General features: G+C 44.8%; 22 protein-coding genes. 16 read left to right on the top strand and 6 right to left on the bottom strand.

What is annotated here, in order from left to right; all coding sequences use genetic code 11:
* Nucleotides 1-117 precede the first annotated feature (117 nt).
* Both AC58QM_RS25175 and AC58QM_RS25170 read right to left on the bottom strand, forming a co-directional pair.
* The gene (locus AC58QM_RS25175) at nt 118-531 is read right to left on the bottom strand and encodes a hypothetical protein (protein WP_497287578.1); all 414 of its coding nucleotides are present in this window, start codon (nt 529-531) and stop codon (nt 118-120) included.
* Nucleotides 532-574: 43 nt separating this feature from the next.
* On the bottom strand, nt 575-925 hold the full coding sequence (locus AC58QM_RS25170) for a YtxH domain-containing protein (RefSeq protein WP_497287577.1): 351 nt from the start codon (nt 923-925) through the stop codon (nt 575-577).
* A 209-nt stretch (nt 926-1,134) separates the two neighbouring features.
* On the opposite strand from AC58QM_RS25170, the gene AC58QM_RS25165 reads away from it, so the two are divergent.
* From AC58QM_RS25165 to rsbW (AC58QM_RS25140), 6 genes are all read left to right on the top strand, one after another.
* Nucleotides 1,135-2,271: a PP2C family protein-serine/threonine phosphatase gene (locus AC58QM_RS25165; RefSeq protein WP_497287576.1), complete on the top strand. Its 1,137-nt coding sequence runs from the start codon at nt 1,135-1,137 to the stop codon at nt 2,269-2,271.
* A 121-nt stretch (nt 2,272-2,392) separates the two neighbouring features.
* Nucleotides 2,393-4,294 (top strand): 1,4-alpha-glucan branching protein GlgB, encoded by a 1,902-nt coding sequence (gene glgB, locus AC58QM_RS25160; RefSeq protein ID WP_497287575.1) that lies wholly within the window; start codon nt 2,393-2,395, stop codon nt 4,292-4,294.
* Nucleotides 4,295-4,301: 7 nt separating this feature from the next.
* A complete protein-coding gene (locus AC58QM_RS25155) occupies nt 4,302-5,486 on the top strand; it encodes a glucose-1-phosphate adenylyltransferase (protein WP_497287574.1) in 1,185 nt (394 codons plus the stop codon).
* Between the two features lie 61 nt (nt 5,487-5,547).
* Nucleotides 5,548-6,672: a glucose-1-phosphate adenylyltransferase subunit GlgD gene (gene glgD, locus AC58QM_RS25150; protein ID WP_497287573.1), complete on the top strand. Its 1,125-nt coding sequence runs from the start codon at nt 5,548-5,550 to the stop codon at nt 6,670-6,672.
* A 152-nt stretch (nt 6,673-6,824) separates the two neighbouring features.
* Complete coding sequence (locus AC58QM_RS25145; protein WP_497287572.1) at nt 6,825-7,157, top strand: STAS domain-containing protein; 333 nt, start codon at nt 6,825-6,827, stop codon at nt 7,155-7,157.
* A complete protein-coding gene (gene rsbW, locus AC58QM_RS25140) occupies nt 7,154-7,570 on the top strand; it encodes an anti-sigma B factor RsbW (RefSeq protein WP_497287571.1) in 417 nt (138 codons plus the stop codon). Before AC58QM_RS25145 ends, rsbW (AC58QM_RS25140) begins: the two co-directional genes overlap by 4 nt.
* Before the next feature lie 53 nt (nt 7,571-7,623).
* Here rsbW (AC58QM_RS25140) and AC58QM_RS25135 read toward each other — a convergent pair whose 3' ends face one another.
* Nucleotides 7,624-8,082 (bottom strand): Dps family protein, encoded by a 459-nt coding sequence (locus AC58QM_RS25135; protein ID WP_497287570.1) that lies wholly within the window; start codon nt 8,080-8,082, stop codon nt 7,624-7,626.
* A gap of 172 nt (nt 8,083-8,254) precedes the next feature.
* Between AC58QM_RS25135 and AC58QM_RS25130 the strand changes: the two genes are divergently transcribed.
* From AC58QM_RS25130 to AC58QM_RS25085, 10 genes are all read left to right on the top strand, one after another.
* Nucleotides 8,255-8,713: a DUF948 domain-containing protein gene (locus AC58QM_RS25130; protein ID WP_497287569.1), complete on the top strand. Its 459-nt coding sequence runs from the start codon at nt 8,255-8,257 to the stop codon at nt 8,711-8,713.
* A 14-nt stretch (nt 8,714-8,727) separates the two neighbouring features.
* On the top strand, nt 8,728-9,099 hold the full coding sequence (locus tag AC58QM_RS25125) for an STAS domain-containing protein (RefSeq protein WP_497287568.1): 372 nt from the start codon (nt 8,728-8,730) through the stop codon (nt 9,097-9,099).
* Nucleotides 9,096-9,554 carry an anti-sigma B factor RsbW gene (gene rsbW / locus AC58QM_RS25120; protein ID WP_497287567.1) on the top strand — a complete coding sequence of 153 codons (459 nt, stop codon included), beginning with the start codon at nt 9,096-9,098 and terminating at the stop codon, nt 9,552-9,554. The genes AC58QM_RS25125 and rsbW (AC58QM_RS25120) overlap by 4 nt, the downstream gene beginning before the upstream one ends.
* Before the next feature lie 41 nt (nt 9,555-9,595).
* Nucleotides 9,596-10,324, top strand: coding sequence for a sigma-70 family RNA polymerase sigma factor (locus AC58QM_RS25115; RefSeq protein ID WP_497287736.1), 729 nt, complete (start codon nt 9,596-9,598; stop codon nt 10,322-10,324).
* 12 nt (nt 10,325-10,336) lie between these two features.
* Nucleotides 10,337-11,161, top strand: a complete 825-nt coding sequence (locus AC58QM_RS25110) for a PPK2 family polyphosphate kinase (protein WP_497287566.1) — start codon at nt 10,337-10,339, stop codon at nt 11,159-11,161.
* 93 nt (nt 11,162-11,254) lie between these two features.
* Nucleotides 11,255-14,047: a CHASE3 domain-containing protein gene (locus AC58QM_RS25105; RefSeq protein ID WP_497287565.1), complete on the top strand. Its 2,793-nt coding sequence runs from the start codon at nt 11,255-11,257 to the stop codon at nt 14,045-14,047.
* The gene (locus AC58QM_RS25100; RefSeq protein ID WP_497287564.1) at nt 14,044-14,913 is read left to right on the top strand and encodes a CheR family methyltransferase; all 870 of its coding nucleotides are present in this window, start codon (nt 14,044-14,046) and stop codon (nt 14,911-14,913) included. Before AC58QM_RS25105 ends, AC58QM_RS25100 begins: the two co-directional genes overlap by 4 nt.
* 480 nt (nt 14,914-15,393) lie before the next feature.
* Nucleotides 15,394-15,948 (top strand): DUF1003 domain-containing protein, encoded by a 555-nt coding sequence (locus AC58QM_RS25095; protein WP_497287563.1) that lies wholly within the window; start codon nt 15,394-15,396, stop codon nt 15,946-15,948.
* A gap of 98 nt (nt 15,949-16,046) precedes the next feature.
* Nucleotides 16,047-16,211, top strand: coding sequence for a DUF1328 domain-containing protein (locus AC58QM_RS25090; RefSeq protein ID WP_497287735.1), 165 nt, complete (start codon nt 16,047-16,049; stop codon nt 16,209-16,211).
* A 69-nt stretch (nt 16,212-16,280) separates the two neighbouring features.
* Nucleotides 16,281-16,679 carry a YflT domain-containing protein gene (locus AC58QM_RS25085; protein ID WP_497287562.1) on the top strand — a complete coding sequence of 133 codons (399 nt, stop codon included), beginning with the start codon at nt 16,281-16,283 and terminating at the stop codon, nt 16,677-16,679.
* An 80-nt stretch (nt 16,680-16,759) separates the two neighbouring features.
* Here AC58QM_RS25085 and AC58QM_RS25080 read toward each other — a convergent pair whose 3' ends face one another.
* The 3 genes from AC58QM_RS25080 to AC58QM_RS25070 form a co-directional block, all read right to left on the bottom strand.
* Nucleotides 16,760-16,960, bottom strand: a complete 201-nt coding sequence (locus AC58QM_RS25080; RefSeq protein WP_082562262.1) for a cold-shock protein — start codon at nt 16,958-16,960, stop codon at nt 16,760-16,762.
* 65 nt (nt 16,961-17,025) lie between these two features.
* Nucleotides 17,026-17,226, bottom strand: a complete 201-nt coding sequence (locus AC58QM_RS25075) for a cold-shock protein (RefSeq protein ID WP_028555458.1) — start codon at nt 17,224-17,226, stop codon at nt 17,026-17,028.
* 232 nt (nt 17,227-17,458) lie between these two features.
* Complete coding sequence (locus tag AC58QM_RS25070; protein ID WP_497287561.1) at nt 17,459-17,812, bottom strand: acetyl-CoA acetyltransferase; 354 nt, start codon at nt 17,810-17,812, stop codon at nt 17,459-17,461.
* Between the last annotated feature and the right edge of the window lie 95 nt (nt 17,813-17,907).

Raw genomic sequence — 17,907 nt, 5'->3', positions numbered from 1 at the left:
GGGACAAATTGAAAAACACCTAACTCCTGAAAAGGATGTAGGTGTTTTTCGTCTATCTCTACAAATCTCCGATGTTCCCTCTATCTCCCACTATCTCTATGTTTATCTGAATCTTGCTTACTGGATCGGATCCGGAATCATATCCCGTTCCAATAGCTCACTATTGGTTTTCATATGCTTCATTTCATTCCCGAGCTTCTTCATCTCGCCCATATCTTGAGCCATAGAGCCATTGTTGGCGTCTTCCAGTGATTTACCAGCGGATCCGTTACAGATCTGCTCCAGCTCAATTAATTTATCCAGCGCAGCACGGCGGACTTGAAGGGGAACGAATTGGTTGTCTGCGAAATCGGCCTCATGGAAATGGACGGTCGTACTCCCATGCTCCGAAGTTAACGTGGTTAACGTCAACGGATAGGAAGCTGAGGTCGCGTCATGATAAATATCAAATTTATAGACGGATTTCTCAAGGTATTCGATACGTTCTAACCCGAGGTCAGTTAATTGGTGATGCAGGGCATGTTTATCCATTGTGTACAACTCCTTTTTCAGAAATGCTGCTTATCAAAATGAACTAGTGTTGATTGTTTTGAAACGTTGTTTTCGCAGCTTGTACAGAATCAACGACAAGTTGTTTATTTTCCTTTGCCGTATCTACAAGGTCAGTGGCTTTATCACTCACGGTAGAAACGATATCTTCTGTTTTATCACTCACTTTGGAAACAACTTCTTCGGTCTTATTGCTTAAAGTGGAGGCAATCTGGCTTGATTTGTCCAGCCAAGTCTGATAAGTGTTCCAGAGGTCTTTGCGCAACTTCTCCCCCGCTTTAGGAGCAATTAACAATGAGGTGACCGCACCTACCGCGCCTCCAAGCAACAATCCTACGAAAAATCCGCCTTTATTTGTTTCGACTGCTTCACTCATGAGTCATCTCTCCTTTAAATTAGGTAGTTGTTGATTCGCCTTATACAGGGATATACCCGTCTGAGCTATTTTTGAAACAGGTGGAGGGTGCACATATTTGAAATTCTTTATAGGAATGATTGAATAGTTGGCAGTAGGGTATTAGGATAGTAAGGTAAACTACTTAAATAGGTGTTTTGATTTCTGTTTACCCGAAAGGGGTTATATGGATGAGTATTGTCATTGTGGACGATAACGCAACGAATTTATTAATCATTGAAAAAATTTTGCTGAAGGCGGGTTATACCGATTTGGTGCTGGTTTCATCCGCTAAAGAGCTATATCAAGTGTTAGATATGGATTCAACAAGTGAAGCTGAAGTGCCAGTTGATTTAATTCTCATGGATATGATGATGCCTGAAATTGACGGCGTGGAGGCTTGTCGGACGATTCAGGCGGATGAGCGATTGAAGGATATCCCGATTATTTTCGTGACGGCAATGGGGGATTCCAATAAATTGGCTGAAGCGCTGGATGCCGGGGCCTTGGACTATGTGATGAAGCCAATCAATAAGGTGGAGCTTCTCGCTCGCATTCGTTCCACACTGCGCTTGAAATACGAGAAAGACTGGCATAAAGAGCGAGATAAACGGATTAAATATGAATTGGCCTTAGCCATGCAAGTCCAGCTTAGTGTACTGAGCAACCCCTTGATGGATGATGGGATTGAGATTTCAGCGGTGTACAAGCCATCCTCAGAGCTGGCCGGGGACTTCTATGCGTGGTATCCAATCGCTCCGAATCGGTATGGCATTATTTTACTGGACATGATGGGTCATGGGATTTCGTCCTCATTGGTATGTATGTACATTTACTCTGCCTTGAAGGATACCATTACGAACATTTGCGATCCGGAAGGTGTCATGCAAGAGCTTAATAGGCGAATGAATCAGCTGCATAGATCCGGTAATCTAATCAATTATTACTTTACAGCGATCTATATGGTGCTGGATATGGAAAGCCGTACGATTGAATATGTGAATGCGGGTCATCCGGCGGGCATTGCCATTTTGGATGGCGAAGTGAAGCTGCTGACCGAAGGCAGCTGTGCGATTGGATTTTTTGAAGGCATTGAAATGACAAAAGGGTTAATTTCCTACGAAAAAGAAGCTCGCATCGCCTTATTCACCGATGGTTTGACCGAATGGCTTGATAAGGAGGAGTCGGACGGGGTGACTCAAATTATGGAAGGTTTAAAAACTTTAACCTCTCATGATCCAAATCAACTGGTAGAGCGCATATATCCGCATGATAAAATAGGTTCTCCTCAAGACGATATGTGTCTAGTTATGGTATCTGTTTCTTAATTTTCAACAAAACGCGCAAGTTTTTTCCTCTAATGGGAAGAAACTTGCGCGTTTGTTGTTTCAATCCTCCATTAACAGTGTAATAAGGAGTATTAAATCAGGTATGCGGGGAGGAAAATGGATGACAATGACGTCGGTGGTCGATTCAGAGGACTTGTATTTATGGCATGAGGGCACACAATATCAGTGCTATCATTTTCTTGGTTCTCATCTAGAGGAACGAAGTGGTCAACGTGGCGTTCATTTTGCTGTGTGGGCGCCGAATGCGAAGCAAGTGAACGTATCTGGCAGCTTTAATGGGTGGGACGGCAGTGGGCATCCGATGTCTCGGCAAGAGGGCGTGTGGACGCTATTCATACCGGAACTGACGGAAGGTACCTTATATAAATACGAAGTGATCACTGAGCAGGGCGATTGTTATCTGAAAAGCGATCCGATGGCCTTCCATTCCGAGCTTCGCCCGGGCACGGCCTCTATCGTTACCTCCCTTGAAGGTTATGAATGGCAGGATGGAGAATGGCAGGCGAACAAGTCGAATCAGTTGCAGCAGCAGCCCTTTCTCATCTACGAGGTTCATTTGGGCAGCTGGAAGCGGAAGGAAGACGGCGGATTCTACACGTATGTCGAGCTAGCAGACGAGCTAATTGATTATGTGCGGGACCGAGGCTACACCCATATTGAAATTATGCCGCTCGGGGAGCATCCGTTGGACGCCTCGTGGGGCTATCAGGTAACGGGTTACTTTTCCGTTACAAGCCGCTACGGGTCGCCGAAGGATTTCATGTACTTCGTGGATCGCTGTCATCAGCAAGGCATTGGCGTCATTATGGATTGGGTGCCAGCTCATTTCTGCAAAGACGCACATGGTTTGGCTCGATTTGATGGGACACCGCTGTATGAATACGCTGACATTCAGAAAAGCGAGAACCTCACGTGGGGGACGAGTGTATTCGACTTTGGGAAGCCAGAAGTGTTGAGCTTTCTCATAACGAATGCCTTATTCTGGATGGATGTGTATCATGTGGATGGTTTACGTGTTGATGCGGTTTCTAGTCTATTAACGTTGAATTTCGATGCGCGTAAGGAGGTTCGTATCAAGAATGAGCATGGCGGGGATGAGAACTTGGAGGGCATAGCCTTCCTGCAGAAGCTGAATGCTGTCGTCTTCGCGCGCTATCCGAATGCGCTGATGATTGCGGAGGATTCAAGCTCATTCCCAGGTGTTACGAGTCCTGTAGCTAACGGCGGTCTGGGGTTTAATTACAAATGGGATTTAGGCTATACATGGCGCACACTTGAATATGAGAAGAAAAGTGAAGAAGAGCGCAGCGCGGGGGAGGATCAAATAACACAGTCGCTGCTTAACATTTGGGATGAGCAGTTTATTTTACCCTTTTCACACGACGAAATGGCTAATGAATCTAGATCGTTACTTGGCAAAATGTCAGGAAAGGATGCTTGGCAGCGTTTTGCTAATCTACGGGTACTCTATATGTTCACGATGGGCCATCCAGGTAAAAAACTGACCTTCATGGGCAATGAATTCGGTCAGATGGATGACTGGAACTGGGATGGGTCGTTGGAATGGCAACTGCTGAGCTATGAAGAGCACCAGCAATTTGCTCATTTTGTTACACAAATGAACCATTTCTACAAAGCGAAGCCAGCCTTATGGAAACAGGATTATAAACCGCTTGGCTTTGAATGGGTGGGTACTGACGATAAAAGTGATGGTATCGTAACCTTCTATCGGAAAACTGGTGATGAGGACAACGAGCAGTTAGTCATTGTTTGCAATTTTAAATCGGTGGCGCATGAGGGCTATCGACTTGGTATTTCAATGCCAGGACGGTACCGAGAAATATTTAATAGTGATAACCCCGAATTTGGCGGTTCAGGCGTAGGCAATGCAAGTGAGCTGAACACGGAAGAGTGGTTTTGCCAGAATCGACCGAACAGCATGGTGGTTAATATGCCACCGCTAGCAGCCGTAATTTTCGAATATATTCCCTCGAAAGGATGAGATAACGATGATGAAGCAGGAATGTGTAGCTATGCTATTAGCAGGTGGGGAAGGGACTAGACTGGGTCCATTAACGAAGAATAACGCCAAACCAGCTGTTCATTTTGGAGGGAAATATCGAATTATTGATTTTACGTTGAGCAACTGCCGTCATTCCGGGATTAACACGATTGGTGTTCTGACACAATATAAGCCAGCTGTGTTAAACGCCCATATCAGCAATGGAGAAGCATGGGGTATGGCGAGTGAGCGCACGGGAATTTCGCTGCTGGAAAGGCAGGTTGGGGCGCCTAATGCCTACTCGGGTACGGCGGATGCGATACATCAAAATGCATCTTTCTTGCGAGCGCATGACCCAGAGTATGTCCTGATTATATCGGGTGATCACATCTATAACATGGACTATAGAGAATTACTGGCCCATCACAAGAAATCCGGAGCTGTGGCTACTATTGCAGTTACACCCGTAAAAATGGAAGAGGCGAGCCGCTTCGGCATTATGAGCACAGACGAGAACGCTCGTATTACCGGTTTTAGCGAGAAACCGCGCAATCCAATTAGCAATTTGGCCTCCATGGGCGTGTATCTATTTAACTGGGATGTCCTTCAGACATGCTTAGAAGAGGATGCGAATGACGAAACATCGAACCACGATTTTGGTCAAAATATTATTCCCGGACTGCTGCAAGCAGGTGCTAACTTATCGGCTTTTCCTTATGAGGGTTATTGGAAAGATGTCGGAACGATCGAAAGTTTGTGGGAATCTCATATGGATTTACTGGGATATAACCCCAAATTGCAAATAGATAAGGAGCACTGGCCTTTGTTAACGCCGAAACGGGAGTACACCAAAGGTTATGTGGCTTTAACAGCTAGAGTGAATAATGCCATGATCGGCGACAGTTGCCAGATTGAAGGTAGTGTTAGTCATTCGGTTATTTCTGAAGGCGTTAGGGTTGGCGAGGGCAGCAGGGTGATGAACAGTATTATCATGCCCGGCGTAAGCATCGGTAAAAACGCACTTATCCTCAATGCGATTGTGGGGGAAGGCGCGGTCATCAAAGATGGCGCCATGGTTGGAAAGCCTGGAAGTGATAGCATCTCTGTGATTGCTGAAAAAACGGTTGTTGGACGTCACTATCCAGCGACAATCCCTGTCAAACTGACGAATACGAGGGTGAATTTCGGCTAAAGCAACAACCACTGGAATGCTTACGATGTAAGTTGTGCTAAATATGAAGGAGGAGCTCATCATGAAAAATGTTCTTGGCATGATCAACCTCATGAATGAACAGGATGAATTATCGACACTGACACGCAATCGTTGTGTGGGTGCCGTGCCTTTTGCAGGTCGGTATCGGTTAGTCGATTTTGCGCTTTCCAACATGAGCAATTCGGGCATTCAGAAGGTGTTGCTGCTTGCTAGCCCCAAGGCGAATTCACTATTGGAACACGTTGGCGACGGCCAGCATTGGGGGTTAACCGGATCTGACGGAGGTGTCTCCATCCTTGCGCCTGCCATAACCCAGCTATCCCAGGAAGGTGACTTGTCTCATTTGTACAGTCATCTCGAAGAATTGAAGGCCTTCACAGAAGAGTACGTGTTACTGGCGCCAAGCAGTGTGATTTATCGGATGAATTTCGAGAATATGGTCGATTACCATAGGAGCAGCGGTGCAGACATTACGCTGCTCTATCAGCATGTTGCGGAGATTGACCGTGATGCTCATATCGGCAAAGCTTTCAACTTGGAGATGAACGAGCAAGGTCGTGTGATTAGCGTTTCACAAGTCTATCATGAACTCCCAACGTTGACGCCACATCGTATCGATCTAGAAACGATGGTGCTGTCCAGGGAGCTGTTGGTTCATATCATCGAGCGTAGCGTTGAGCAAGGCTATCAGGGGTACCTGAAGGACATGATCGTTGCACATCTGGCAGACCTGCATGTTCAGGGGTATGCTAATCATGGTTATGTAGCCATCATGGATTCTATTGAAAGTTACTATGCGCACAGTATGAGGCTCTTGCAACCGCAAGGCTGGAAGGAATTTATGATGAATCAGGAGTCTGTGTATACGTGCAAAGAAGATGAATCTGACATCGATTGCTATGAGGCCTCGTTAATTCGTAATTCTTTTCTGGGTCCAGGCTGCCGAATTGAAGGCTATGTGGAGAACAGTATACTGTTCCCCGGTGTGACCGTGAGCCGAGGGGCCAGCGTTAGGAATAGTGTCATCATGCAGGACTGTGCCATCGAATCTAGTGTGTATTTGGATTACGTCATATTGGACAAACAGGTGGTTGTTGAGCAAGGCGCCGTGCTGTGCGGAGAGCTTGCTCATCCCTTGGTCGCTGAAAAAAAGGGCATCGTATGAGAGAGACGATGCCCTCCTAACTGCTGGCCCTCCCTAGTGAGAGCCAGTGTATAGGTGTGTTCAGCAGAAGGTAGCGTATGCAAGAGAACTTGTATAAAAACTGTAGGCTTGTTACTATTTAGGGAATGACTTTAACTAAAGGAGTGTGGCTTATGTCTGCAGAAAAGTTCCAGGTTGAACAAGTAGAACTAGAGAAATCGATCCAGCTTCATATTAGTGGAGAGTTAGATTTGGCAGCAGCTCAAACGTTTCGTCAAGCTCTCGAGGCTGTTGTTCACCGAGAGGATAAGGCGTTAATCCTTAATTTAAGTCAGCTAAGATATATCGATAGTACAGGTATTGGGATCGTTGTTTCCGCTTTGAAAATTAGAGATGAGTTGAAGATGCCATTTGCGGTGCATCATATTCCATCCACTATTCGCAAACTTTTCGATTTAACGGGTATTTCAGGATTCCTTAACGAAGGGATCGAAGGTAGCGCATGAATGTAATTCGCTTACAAATTCCGGCATCGGCAGAATATTTGGATTTGGTAAGACTGAGTCTATACGGCGTTGCATCTAAGCTGGGGTTTTCTTATGAGGATATCGAAGATTTAAAAGTAGCCGTTTCCGAGGCGTGCAATAATGCGATTCTACATGGAGAGCCGCAGATCGGCAACGGTCAAATTGAGATTCGTTATGAGTTGGGTGAAGGATTCTTAAAGGTAAAAGTGAAGGATGACGGTACTGGCTATGAGACGCATGATCCCAATAGGCAGACAGGACCGTTCTCAGGTACTTCGCCAAGTGAGCTGCAAACCGGTGGTCTAGGGATTTACCTTATGCAGGCTTTAATGGATGAAGTCGTGATCGATACGCAAGACGGGACAGAGGTTACCCTTGTTAAATATGTATAAACAAAAACCACGGATTGACGGGTTAACCGCCATTCCGTGGTTTTTTGTTACGTTTATTTACCCAGATACGCTTCGAGCATCCAGTTATGTTTCTCTAACGATGAACGGATACCAATCAGCATGTCAGCGGACGGTTGATCCTTGTTCTCTTCCGCCAGCTCAATGCCTTCGGTGAGTTCTGCACAAACTGCGGTGAAATCGGTATAAATCTGCTTAACCATCTCTTCCGCGGATTCCATGTTCTTCGCTTCTTTAACGGAAGCTAGTTGTAGCTGTTCCTGTAAAGTAGCTGTTGGCTTAGCGCGAAGGGAAAGCATTCGCTCTGCAATGACGTCCAGATGGAGTCCAGCTTCCGTATAAAGCTCCTCAAATTTAATATGTAAGGTAAAGAAATTCTCACCTTTTACATACCAATGAAAATGATGCAGCTTCATATAAAGGACTGAGAAGTTGGCGACTTGCTTATCCAGCAGGTTGGTAATTGGACTGGCTTTCGTAGCTAATTTGACCATTGTAATCCCTCCATAGTTCATTATGTAAAGCAAATGGGTGTATAGCATGAAATACCCTGTCCAGCTCAATTTGAAACACGAGTAGTAGAAAATTTAATTTTAAAAATAAGGGTGTTTCAAATTCGAACGATTAGGGTACTACTTAATAACTAAGACGTCAGGGGGGATTCCAATGTTAGTTCAAATCAGTGCCATTATTGCTGCGGTAGCTTTCGTGTTTCTCGTGTTCTATTTGATTCAAACGTTAAAATCACTCAAACATTCGCTTGATGAAATAACGAGTACGATGGGTCAAATGAAGAATGAAGTATCTGAGATTACGTCGGATGTAAAGGATGTTATTCTCAATACGAATGAGATGGCCATCGACGTGCGAGTGAAACTTGCGAAACTTAACAGCTTATTCAGCTCCGTGAGTGACGTCGGCCAAGTTATGAAAGAATTAACAACCTCTGTAAAGCAATCCGCTTCAGGCTTGATTTCTGCTGTGAAACAAACAGGGATACCAAGCGAAGCTCCTAAGATAGTCTCTAAATGGAAGACGCTGTTACAAGGAGCTGAAATGTCCATTGAGATGTGGCAGCAAATCAGAGCCAAAAAACCAACTTCGCATGCTAGCCGTGTAAAATAGAGAGGGGTCATCACGTGAACGCTATACGCAAATTTTTCGTCTATAAACATTCGAATGGAAATGAGAATACGATATACTTGAGTGGAGAGCTCGATTTATCCGCAGCACCTGAGTTGGCTGTGGTGTTAGATTCCGTTGTCAACAAGTATGATGAGGCATTAACCTTAGATTTGAAGGAATTACGTTATATTGATAGTACGGGTATTGGGATGTTCGTTTCTGTACTTAAGATTAGAGCGGCGATGCATGCACCTCTTCGTATCCACCACGTTCCGGCCAAAATCCAGCGATTGTTTGAGCTAACTGGTATTGCCCGTTATTTAGAAAACAGTGGTCGTTTAGATCAATTCGAGCGCGTAACAGAAAGGAAAGAAGAGATCATATGAGCCCATACATCGGACTGACGATACCCGCCAAAGCAGACTATTTAGACATTGTGAGATTAACGTTATATGGAGTTGCCACTAAAGCAGGCTTCGCCTTTGAAGATATTGAAGATATGAAAGTGGCTGTAGCCGAGGCATGTAACAATGCAATCTTGCATGCTTATGAGGAGGAACAGTCAGGAAATATAGAACTTCAATTTGAATGCAGTAACGGATTCATGAAAATATCGGTCAAAGATGAGGGCCGCAGCTTTCATTATGTGCAAACGAACCATGATGACGCGAGCCTGCATAATAAATCAGTTAGCGAAGCCGATATTGGCGGTTTAGGCCTCTTTCTGATGCAAGCGCTGATGGATGATGTGCAGGTGCTGACACACACAGGTAAGGGAACCGAAATTATACTCACGAAACAGTTGGCAGGGCAGGCGAGTAGAAAAGAGGAACTGGTATGAATGCTAAGGCATCTTCCGCTACCTCCAAGCCCTTATACGAAATGTATTCCAAAATGAAGATCTACAAAGAAACAGCATGTGAAGAGGCGGCTACGGCATTGCTGCTGCACTACGAACCTATCGTTCGTATGGCAGCTGGCAAAATGTCGCGAAGCCGCCCAGATCTCTATGAAGATCTCTTTCAAGTTGGGCAAATGTCGATGCTGCGACTATTTAAGCAGTATGACAGCACGATGGACATTCCCTTCGAAGCGTATGCGATGAAATGTGTGATTGGCCATCTCAAAAACTACCTTCGTGACAAATCTTGGTACATACAGGTTCCCAGACGTATTAAGGAGAAGGGTTCACAAGTTCAACGGGCATTAGATGAATTGACGGTTAAGCTGGAACGTTCACCGAATGTCGATGAAATTGCTGCATACCTGGAGTTGAGCCCAGAGGAAACGATAGAGATTCTGGCTGGGCGCGACTATTATCACTACACTTCGCTCGACACCCCTCTTGCAACGGAGGGTGACAGTGCAACCATTGGAGATATGATTGCAGGGTCAACGAATGATTATGCTGATCTTGAGAGGCAGATGGATCTAGAAGAGGCGATGACCTGTTTGAAGGAAGAAGAGCGCCGTATCATTGCCTTGATCTATCATGAAGGTTATTCTCAACGGCATATCGCAGACCAGCTTGGTATTTCTCAGATGAGTGTTTCGCGGATTCAGAAACGTGCCATGACAAAGTTAAAGACCGTCTTATCACAGCAGTCATGAAGGAGGCTTTATATGCCTTATCGTCATTTTCAGTTGGATTCGGATAAGAAGATTCGACTAGCCCACATAAACCCCGATGAAACGGAAGGCCTACATGACCGAGAAGAGGCGGAGTCCCAGATGGAACGACTTGCCGAGCGCTTGCAAGAACTGCAGGACATCCTCTACGCTCAGAAGCAGCAGTCCGTCCTATTTGTCATCCAAGGGATGGACTGCAGCGGGAAGGACGGGGTTGTGAAACATGCGCTTGGCGGATTACATCCGCAAGGCTTTGAAGTTCATAGCTTCCGCACACCTACGGAAGAAGAGGCTGCTCATGATTTTTTGTGGCGCGCGCATAAGGTCGTTCCTGCCAAAGGGATGATTGGTGCCTTTATTCGTTCCTACTATGAAGATGTTCTCATTACAAGAGTCCATGGTACGGTTACGGATTCAGAGGCAAAGCGCAGATTCAAGCAAATTAATCAATTTGAGAAATTACTAGAGAGCAGCGGTGTTAAACTCGTTAAGATTTTTCTGCATATCTCCAAGGATTTTCAGCTTGCCAAACTGAAGAATCGGCTGATGGATCCAACAAAGCACTGGAAATTTGATAAGAATGATTTGATTGAACGTGAGTCATGGAAGGCGTATGAGCAAGCCTATGAAGCTGTGTTTAAAAGTTGTAGTTCGGCTACCGCTCCATGGTATCTTGTTCCTGCGAATCACAGGTGGTACCGAGATTGGGCGGTGCTGCAAATTGCGGTGCATGCGCTAGAGAGTATGAGCTTGGCCTACCCCGATTCCTCCCCAGAATTAGAACAACTACTGGTAAAAATTTCATCAGAATCACATTAATTACATTCTAGCTACCGCGTTGATGTGGTATAGTAGATTTGCAGTATGTTTACATAATATACTGCAAATCTCTGTACTTGGAGGCACATCCTTATGTTTAAGTCTATTCATGTGACTATTAAAGCCAAGATATTAATTGGCTATTTATCTATTATTTTATGCCTTGGTATTGCGCTCTTAGTCGTAAGCAACCGTATGTCCGATCTTCAGAAAGAGGTCGATTTTGTCTCTGTTCATGATATTGAAGTGCATGATCTCCTAGGTGCCTTACAAAAAAATATTTTGGATATGGAAACCGGGATGCGCGGATTCGTTATTACAGGAGATGTGCAGTATCTAGAGCCGTATGATGCCGGAAGTCGAACTTGGGTGGATAATTATACGAAGTTAAGTGTACTGATTAATGATAACCCAGCCCAACTGCAAAGTCTGAAAACCTTAGAAACGACCATTCAGAATTACGTGAAAACAGCTAGTGAACCAGCAGTCCAGTTGAAGAAGAACAATGATACCGCAGCGCTCAATAATTTCTTTAAGTTGAACTCCGGCAAGAAAATAATGGATGAAATGCGGTTGCAGTTTGAATCCTTTCTAACAACAGAGAAAAAGTTAACTTCTAATCGTGTTGAACAATTAAAGGGGAGCACAAGTAACCTGCGGATTGTTCTTTTTTCGCTGTTGGGCCTTATATCTCTAATCTCTATTGCTGTGGCTTTGGTGCTTTCCAATTCGATAACAAGAACCATTGGGCAGGTTAGTCAAAGGATTCGTGACATTTCGTCTACCGATGGCAACCTCTCATCTAGAATTGATATTACGTCTAACGACGAAATTCGCCATCTGGCTGAGGCGACCAATGACTTGTTAGCCGAATTAGAGAAAGAAAGTTGGATTCAGAAGGGGATTACCGATATATCCACCTTATATCAAGGGATCAATGACAGTAAGGTGCTATGCGAAATGGTCATCAATAAACTGGCCCCTATGCTTGGTGCATGTTATGGCGTCATTTATCTGAAGCAGCTTACGGATGGCAAGCCTTCCTATATGAAAATAGCAGGATACGCGTCCATGGGTCAGGATATGTCATCGATCAGCTTCCGGTCCGGTGAAGGACTTGTAGGTCAGTGTGCGTTAGACCAGCGGATTTTTCTCGTAGATAATTTACCAGAGGATCATGTGAAGCTCACATCCGGCTTAGGCAGTTCCAGACCGCGCAGCTTGCTTGTGGCCCCTATTCTTGTTGAGGGTAGAACAGAGGCTGTTATTGAGCTTGCTTCTCTCGATCACTTTCAATCCAAGCATCTGACGCTGCTAGATTCCTTGCAAGATAAGTTCGGAACCGCGATTACGAGTGTTCGCAGCCGAATGGAAGTAGAGCGTCTGCTTTCCGAATCGCAAATTCTGACCGAAGAGCTCCAAGCGCAATCCGAAGAGCTTCAGACGCAGTCTGAGGAACTCCAGATGCAGCAAGAACAGCTGCGAATGACAAACGAGTTCCTGGAGGAACAGAATCATTTTGCGGAGCAGAAAGCGCTCGAGCTCAAAAAAGCAAAGGACGAGCTAGAAGACTACTCAATGAAGCTGGAAACAAGCTCCAAGTACAAGTCGGACTTCTTGGCGAATATGTCGCATGAGCTGCGAACGCCGTTGAATAGTATTATGATTTTATCGCAGATGCTGGCAGAGAGTAATGGCGACATGGAGATGTCGGAGGTTGTTGATTATTCGAATGTCGTTTATGGGGCAGGGAAAGATCTCCTGGCGCTAATTGATGATATTTTGGATCTATCCAAGGTAGAAGCGGGTAAAATAGAAATTATGACGGATGAAGTCAATGTGACTGAAATTCCGCAAGCAATGACCATGATGTTCGCTCCGGTCGCCGCCAAAAAAGGTCTGGAGTTCGAAGTTGAGCTAGAGCCAGACGTGCCGGACGTGATGTTGACAGATGGTCAGCGCTTGCAGCAAATTTTGAAAAATTTATTGTCTAATGCTTTTAAATTTACGGAAAAAGGGACGGTCAGCTTGAAAATTGCGCGTGCTGAATCAGTGCGTGTCAAAGAGCTCCTTCACCTACAACCGGAAGAGACGCTCCTAGCCTTCTCCGTGAAGGACACGGGTATTGGGATTCCAATCGATAAGCAACAAATGATTTTTGAAGCGTTCCAACAAGTTGATGGCACTACGAATCGTCAGTATGGCGGCACGGGTCTTGGTCTATCCATATGTCGTGAGTTTACGCGATTGCTAGGAGGCACCATTGTAGTGAAAAGTGAGATGCACATAGGCAGCACTTTCACCCTTTATATTCCGAATGCGAGGGAAAAGAGTGTAGAGGATGCAGTTAAAGAAGGCTCACCTAGAGCTGAAATTGCAGCTGCTATTGAGTTAGTTGGTGGCGAGGTGCACAAGTTTGAAACGACCTCTGAAAGAATGAGTTCACTCCATACGGATTCGCAGTTTACGCTGCCGGTTAGCACGGATTCCCACCTTTTTGAAGGTAAAAAAGTATTGTTGGTCGATGATGATGCTCGTAATGTTTTCGCGCTGGTGTCTGTACTGGAAACCAAGGGAGTTATCGTTGAAGTTGCGCATAATGGGAAGGATGCCTTGGATATTCTTTCGCAAAAACGTGATTACGACCTGGTGCTCATGGATATTATGATGCCGATTATGGGCGGTTACGAGGCGATGAAGGCGATCCGCGGGCAGCTTGAGCTGCACGATCTGCCGATCATAGCGCTTACGGCCAAAGCCATGAAGAGTGAGAAAGAAAAATGCTTGGAATCAGGCGCGTCTGATTACATTACCAAACCAATCAATATGGAGCAGTTATTTTCGCTCATGCGGGTGTGGCTAACGAAGCAGGTGAAGAAGCATTGATACGTCAATCTTCCAAAGATGCATACGCTGAGTTGGATGAGCTGCCTTATGACGAACTGCAAAATATCGAGATTAACCTACTCTTAGAAGGTTTGTTTCAAATGTATGGTTTTGATTTTCGCCATTATGTACGTTCCTCCTTGCGTAGACGAATTCTTAATCGGATGAAACTGGAAAAGCTGCCGTCCATTACAGCTCTCCTGGAAAAAGTGCTCCATGAACCTGGGTTTGTCGATAAGCTCTTAGGGGATATGTCCATTCGGGTGACCGAAATGTTTAGAGATCCCAGCTTCTTCCTTGCTTTTCGCAATCAGGTCGTGCCTATGCTCCGTGACTATCCGGAGATTCGGATTTGGCATGCAGGATGTGCGACTGGCGAAGAAGTATACGCGATGGCTATCCTCATGCAGGAAGAGGGATTGGCGGAGAAAACCAAAATTTACGCGACAGACATGAACGAGAATGCAATTGCGTCAGCACAGCGGGGTGCATTTCCACTGAAGCAAATGCAGATGTATACGAAGAATTACTTGGAGGCCGGAGGCACCAAAGCGTTCTCCGAATACTATAAGACTGATCATCAATATGCGTACTTTCAGCCGCTGATTAAAGAAAATCTCATTTTTGCCCAGCATAACCTGGTCACAGATGGTTCGTTTAACGAATTTCATGCCATTCTATGCCGCAATGTCATGATTTACTTCGACCATACGTTGCAGCAGCAGGTGCACAGCTTGTTTCATGGCAGTTTGGTCTCAAATGGATACTTGTGCTTAGGTAAGAAAGAATCGATCATTTCCGTCCCCAAAGGGGTGGAGTATGATGACTTCATACCTCAAGAACGTATTTACTGTAAACATGAATAGAGGAGAAGTGTGTGTTAGAGGTTCTCTCAAACAGTCGATCTAGACTTTTTGAGACAGCCTCTTTTTGCGTTAATGACCTTTGAGTCTTGTATTTGCTACCTCAGCTACCTCTGGAACCTCTGCTACCTCTGCTACTGTTGCTTCCCGCAATCTAACTGGATTTTCTCCATCTATTTGAATCGGATTTTTAGAATTCGAAAGGTTAACTGTATTTTCTGTAGTTAAATCCCCTCGATTTGCTCGATTCTTCAAATTCCAAACAAATTAGCTGTAACTTTTCCTTCTAAACATGCAAACAGGTCAGATTTAGACAAATTAGCTGTAGGTTATACATCTAATCCTCTTTCCCTTTCCTCTGAATTGTCTTTTAGGAAAGTACTCTCTTTATTTGCAACATCTCATTGCAGGGATGTTTCACCCTATAAGAGATAAGGGTACATACTTACGAGAGTGTATCTTTTACAAGAAAGTAGGGAGAACATGACGAAGCAAGAAGTAACGGAGAAATTATCCTCAGAGGTGTGTACGTCCGAGCAGCTATTTCAGGAACTGGATAACGATCCTGTTTTTAAACTAGATAATGATCAATTAGAACGAATTACAGCGATGGTGAATGCCTATCAAGTTAGCATTAAATCTCACCTCATTGAGCAGCAGGAGAAGAAATCATCTCGGTTAGACCGCTTCGCGGATCACATTGCTTCTTTTGGAGGAAGCTGGTCGTTCATTCTCATCATTAGTGTGTTTTTAATCGGATGGTTGATCGTAAATGTAACTAATTTCGCCTATGACAAACCGCCGTTCATTCTGCTGAACCTCATTCTTTCGTGTATTTCAGCCTTTCAAGCGCCTGTCATTCTGATGAGTCAGAACCGTCAGGCGGCCAGAGACAAGCAGGAAGCTATCTTAGACTTTGCGATTAATTATCATGCAGAACAAGAGAATATGGAGCTCAAGGAGCTGCTGCAGCGCTTAGAGAAGCGGTTGGAAGGGCTTGAGAAGGGGCTCCTTCCTTCTAAGGATGCTAGTAAGTGAGTCAAAGTGGGAATGAGATGTTTCATTCCTAAAGAGTCTGGGTAATAGATAACATAGCAAGATGAACCCTATTGAAGAGGAAGAGAGAGGTGTTGGATATGTTAGGTTGGGCTATGGTATTTCTAATTATTGCTTTAGTAGCAGGTGTTTTCGGATTTTTTGGGATTGTCTCAACGGCAGTCGGTATCGCCAAAATTTTATTCTTCGTCTTCCTCATTATGTTCGTTGTATCCTTAATTTTCGGTAGACGTAGAGGTATCTAAAAGCTACACGCCAACTTGAGGTAACACAGCTTCACCCCAATAAAACCCCATTGACGAGGAGGAAATACCATGAGTACTTATACCAGAGTAAGTGTGACATCCAGTCTTGAAGATACGCAGAGAAAAGTACAACAACTGCATGACGAAGGGTTTAAAAAGGATCATATTTATGTTCTGACACACAGTGCTGAAGGTACAGATTACGTCGCGGAGCATACGGGTGCAGAGCAGATCTCGATGGCCGAGGAAGGATTGTTCACGTCGATTGCCAATCTATTCCGATCACGCGGCGAGGAGCTCAGAGCGAAGATCATGGCGCTCGGCGTGCCAGAAGGAGAGGCAGCAAGGCTCCTAACGGAACTGCAATGGGGGAAAATCCTCGTGTTAGCCACTCCTACCTTGAAAGAGGAAGAAGAGGAAAACATGGTGATGTACCCGAGTAGTGGATTTCAGCCACCCTTTTTATAAGATGGTCACGCTGTAAGTATCTCAGCTATGATAAAAGCCCCGGTCTCCTAATGAAGGAGACACGGGGCTTTATTACGGGTTCATCGCCTGCTGCTTGTGTTCGATAAGGTGGGGAGCATCTTTAAATCCTTGACCATGGATGAATTGCAAATCGGACATGCGGGACTATCGGCGAATGAAAAGTTATCTCTCATCCAGCAAGAGCACTGTTCAGTGCTACAGGTCCAGATGCTGGTTTGTTCTTCCGGTACTGGTTCCAATGACTTTTTTGAAAAGTACAATCGAACTCCTCCTTGTCATAATAGACTTTGACGCGCAAGCAGTTAAAGCAATATGTGATGAAGGACTACAGCTTGACTACATTTTCAGCTTGCGGTCCGCGGTTACCTTGAACAACTTCAAATTGAACTCGTTGGCCTTCATCCAAGCTTTTGAAACCTTCCCCAGTAATGGCGCTAAAATGAACGAATACGTCATTGCCGCCTTCCATTTCGATAAAACCAAATCCTTTTTCTGCGTTAAACCATTTTACCGTACCTGTTTCCATGTGTTCATAAACCTCCAAAGATAATTTGTGCCTGCGCTTCCTCATTCAAGGAATTCATTGTATTCCAGAGAGCTTGTTATTCATTAACGCAGCTTTGATAATATATCCATTATTAAGGAAGCTTATTCCACTTTTCTGAAAAAACAGCAAAGTAATTTTCAGCCTGAGACATCATAGGAGAAAAGCTCGCTCCACTTGGCCTATGAGGGCTTTGAGGAGCGAGCTTTTTGTTTTAAGCTAGCAGAAGAATAACCAAAAGTTCAAAGAGCACGAGCGTCATAATTTGGTTATATTGTGCTGGTGTGTAGATCGGTCTGTGATGCCCTTGATGATGACCATGTTGAGGATCCATATTCAGATACACATGATGCCCATCCGCGTTAATGAGGACACCCTCATGCGTATGACCATCAATCGTAGTTACTCGAATCTTACGGCCTATGTGTGGATGTAGCGCATGCATGATCGAGTCTCTTTTGTGTTTCATCATGTTCTGCCAGTTCGGATCAGCTTGGTACACGACATGAGGTCCTTGGTGCCCTTGATGACCTTGGTGACCTTGTGGTTGCATCGGATTCGTATACATATACGTTCACTCCTTCTCGTACGACTGCGTACTCGCAGCAGGCTTTTTGCCTAGGTTCACTACTAGACTATTCAGCCGTTCGAAAAGGGTGATCG

The organism is Paenibacillus sp. J22P165 (assembly GCF_059692015.1).
The sequence above is the reverse complement of the archived record's forward strand: the minus strand, read 5'-3'. Positions and strand labels throughout refer to the sequence as shown.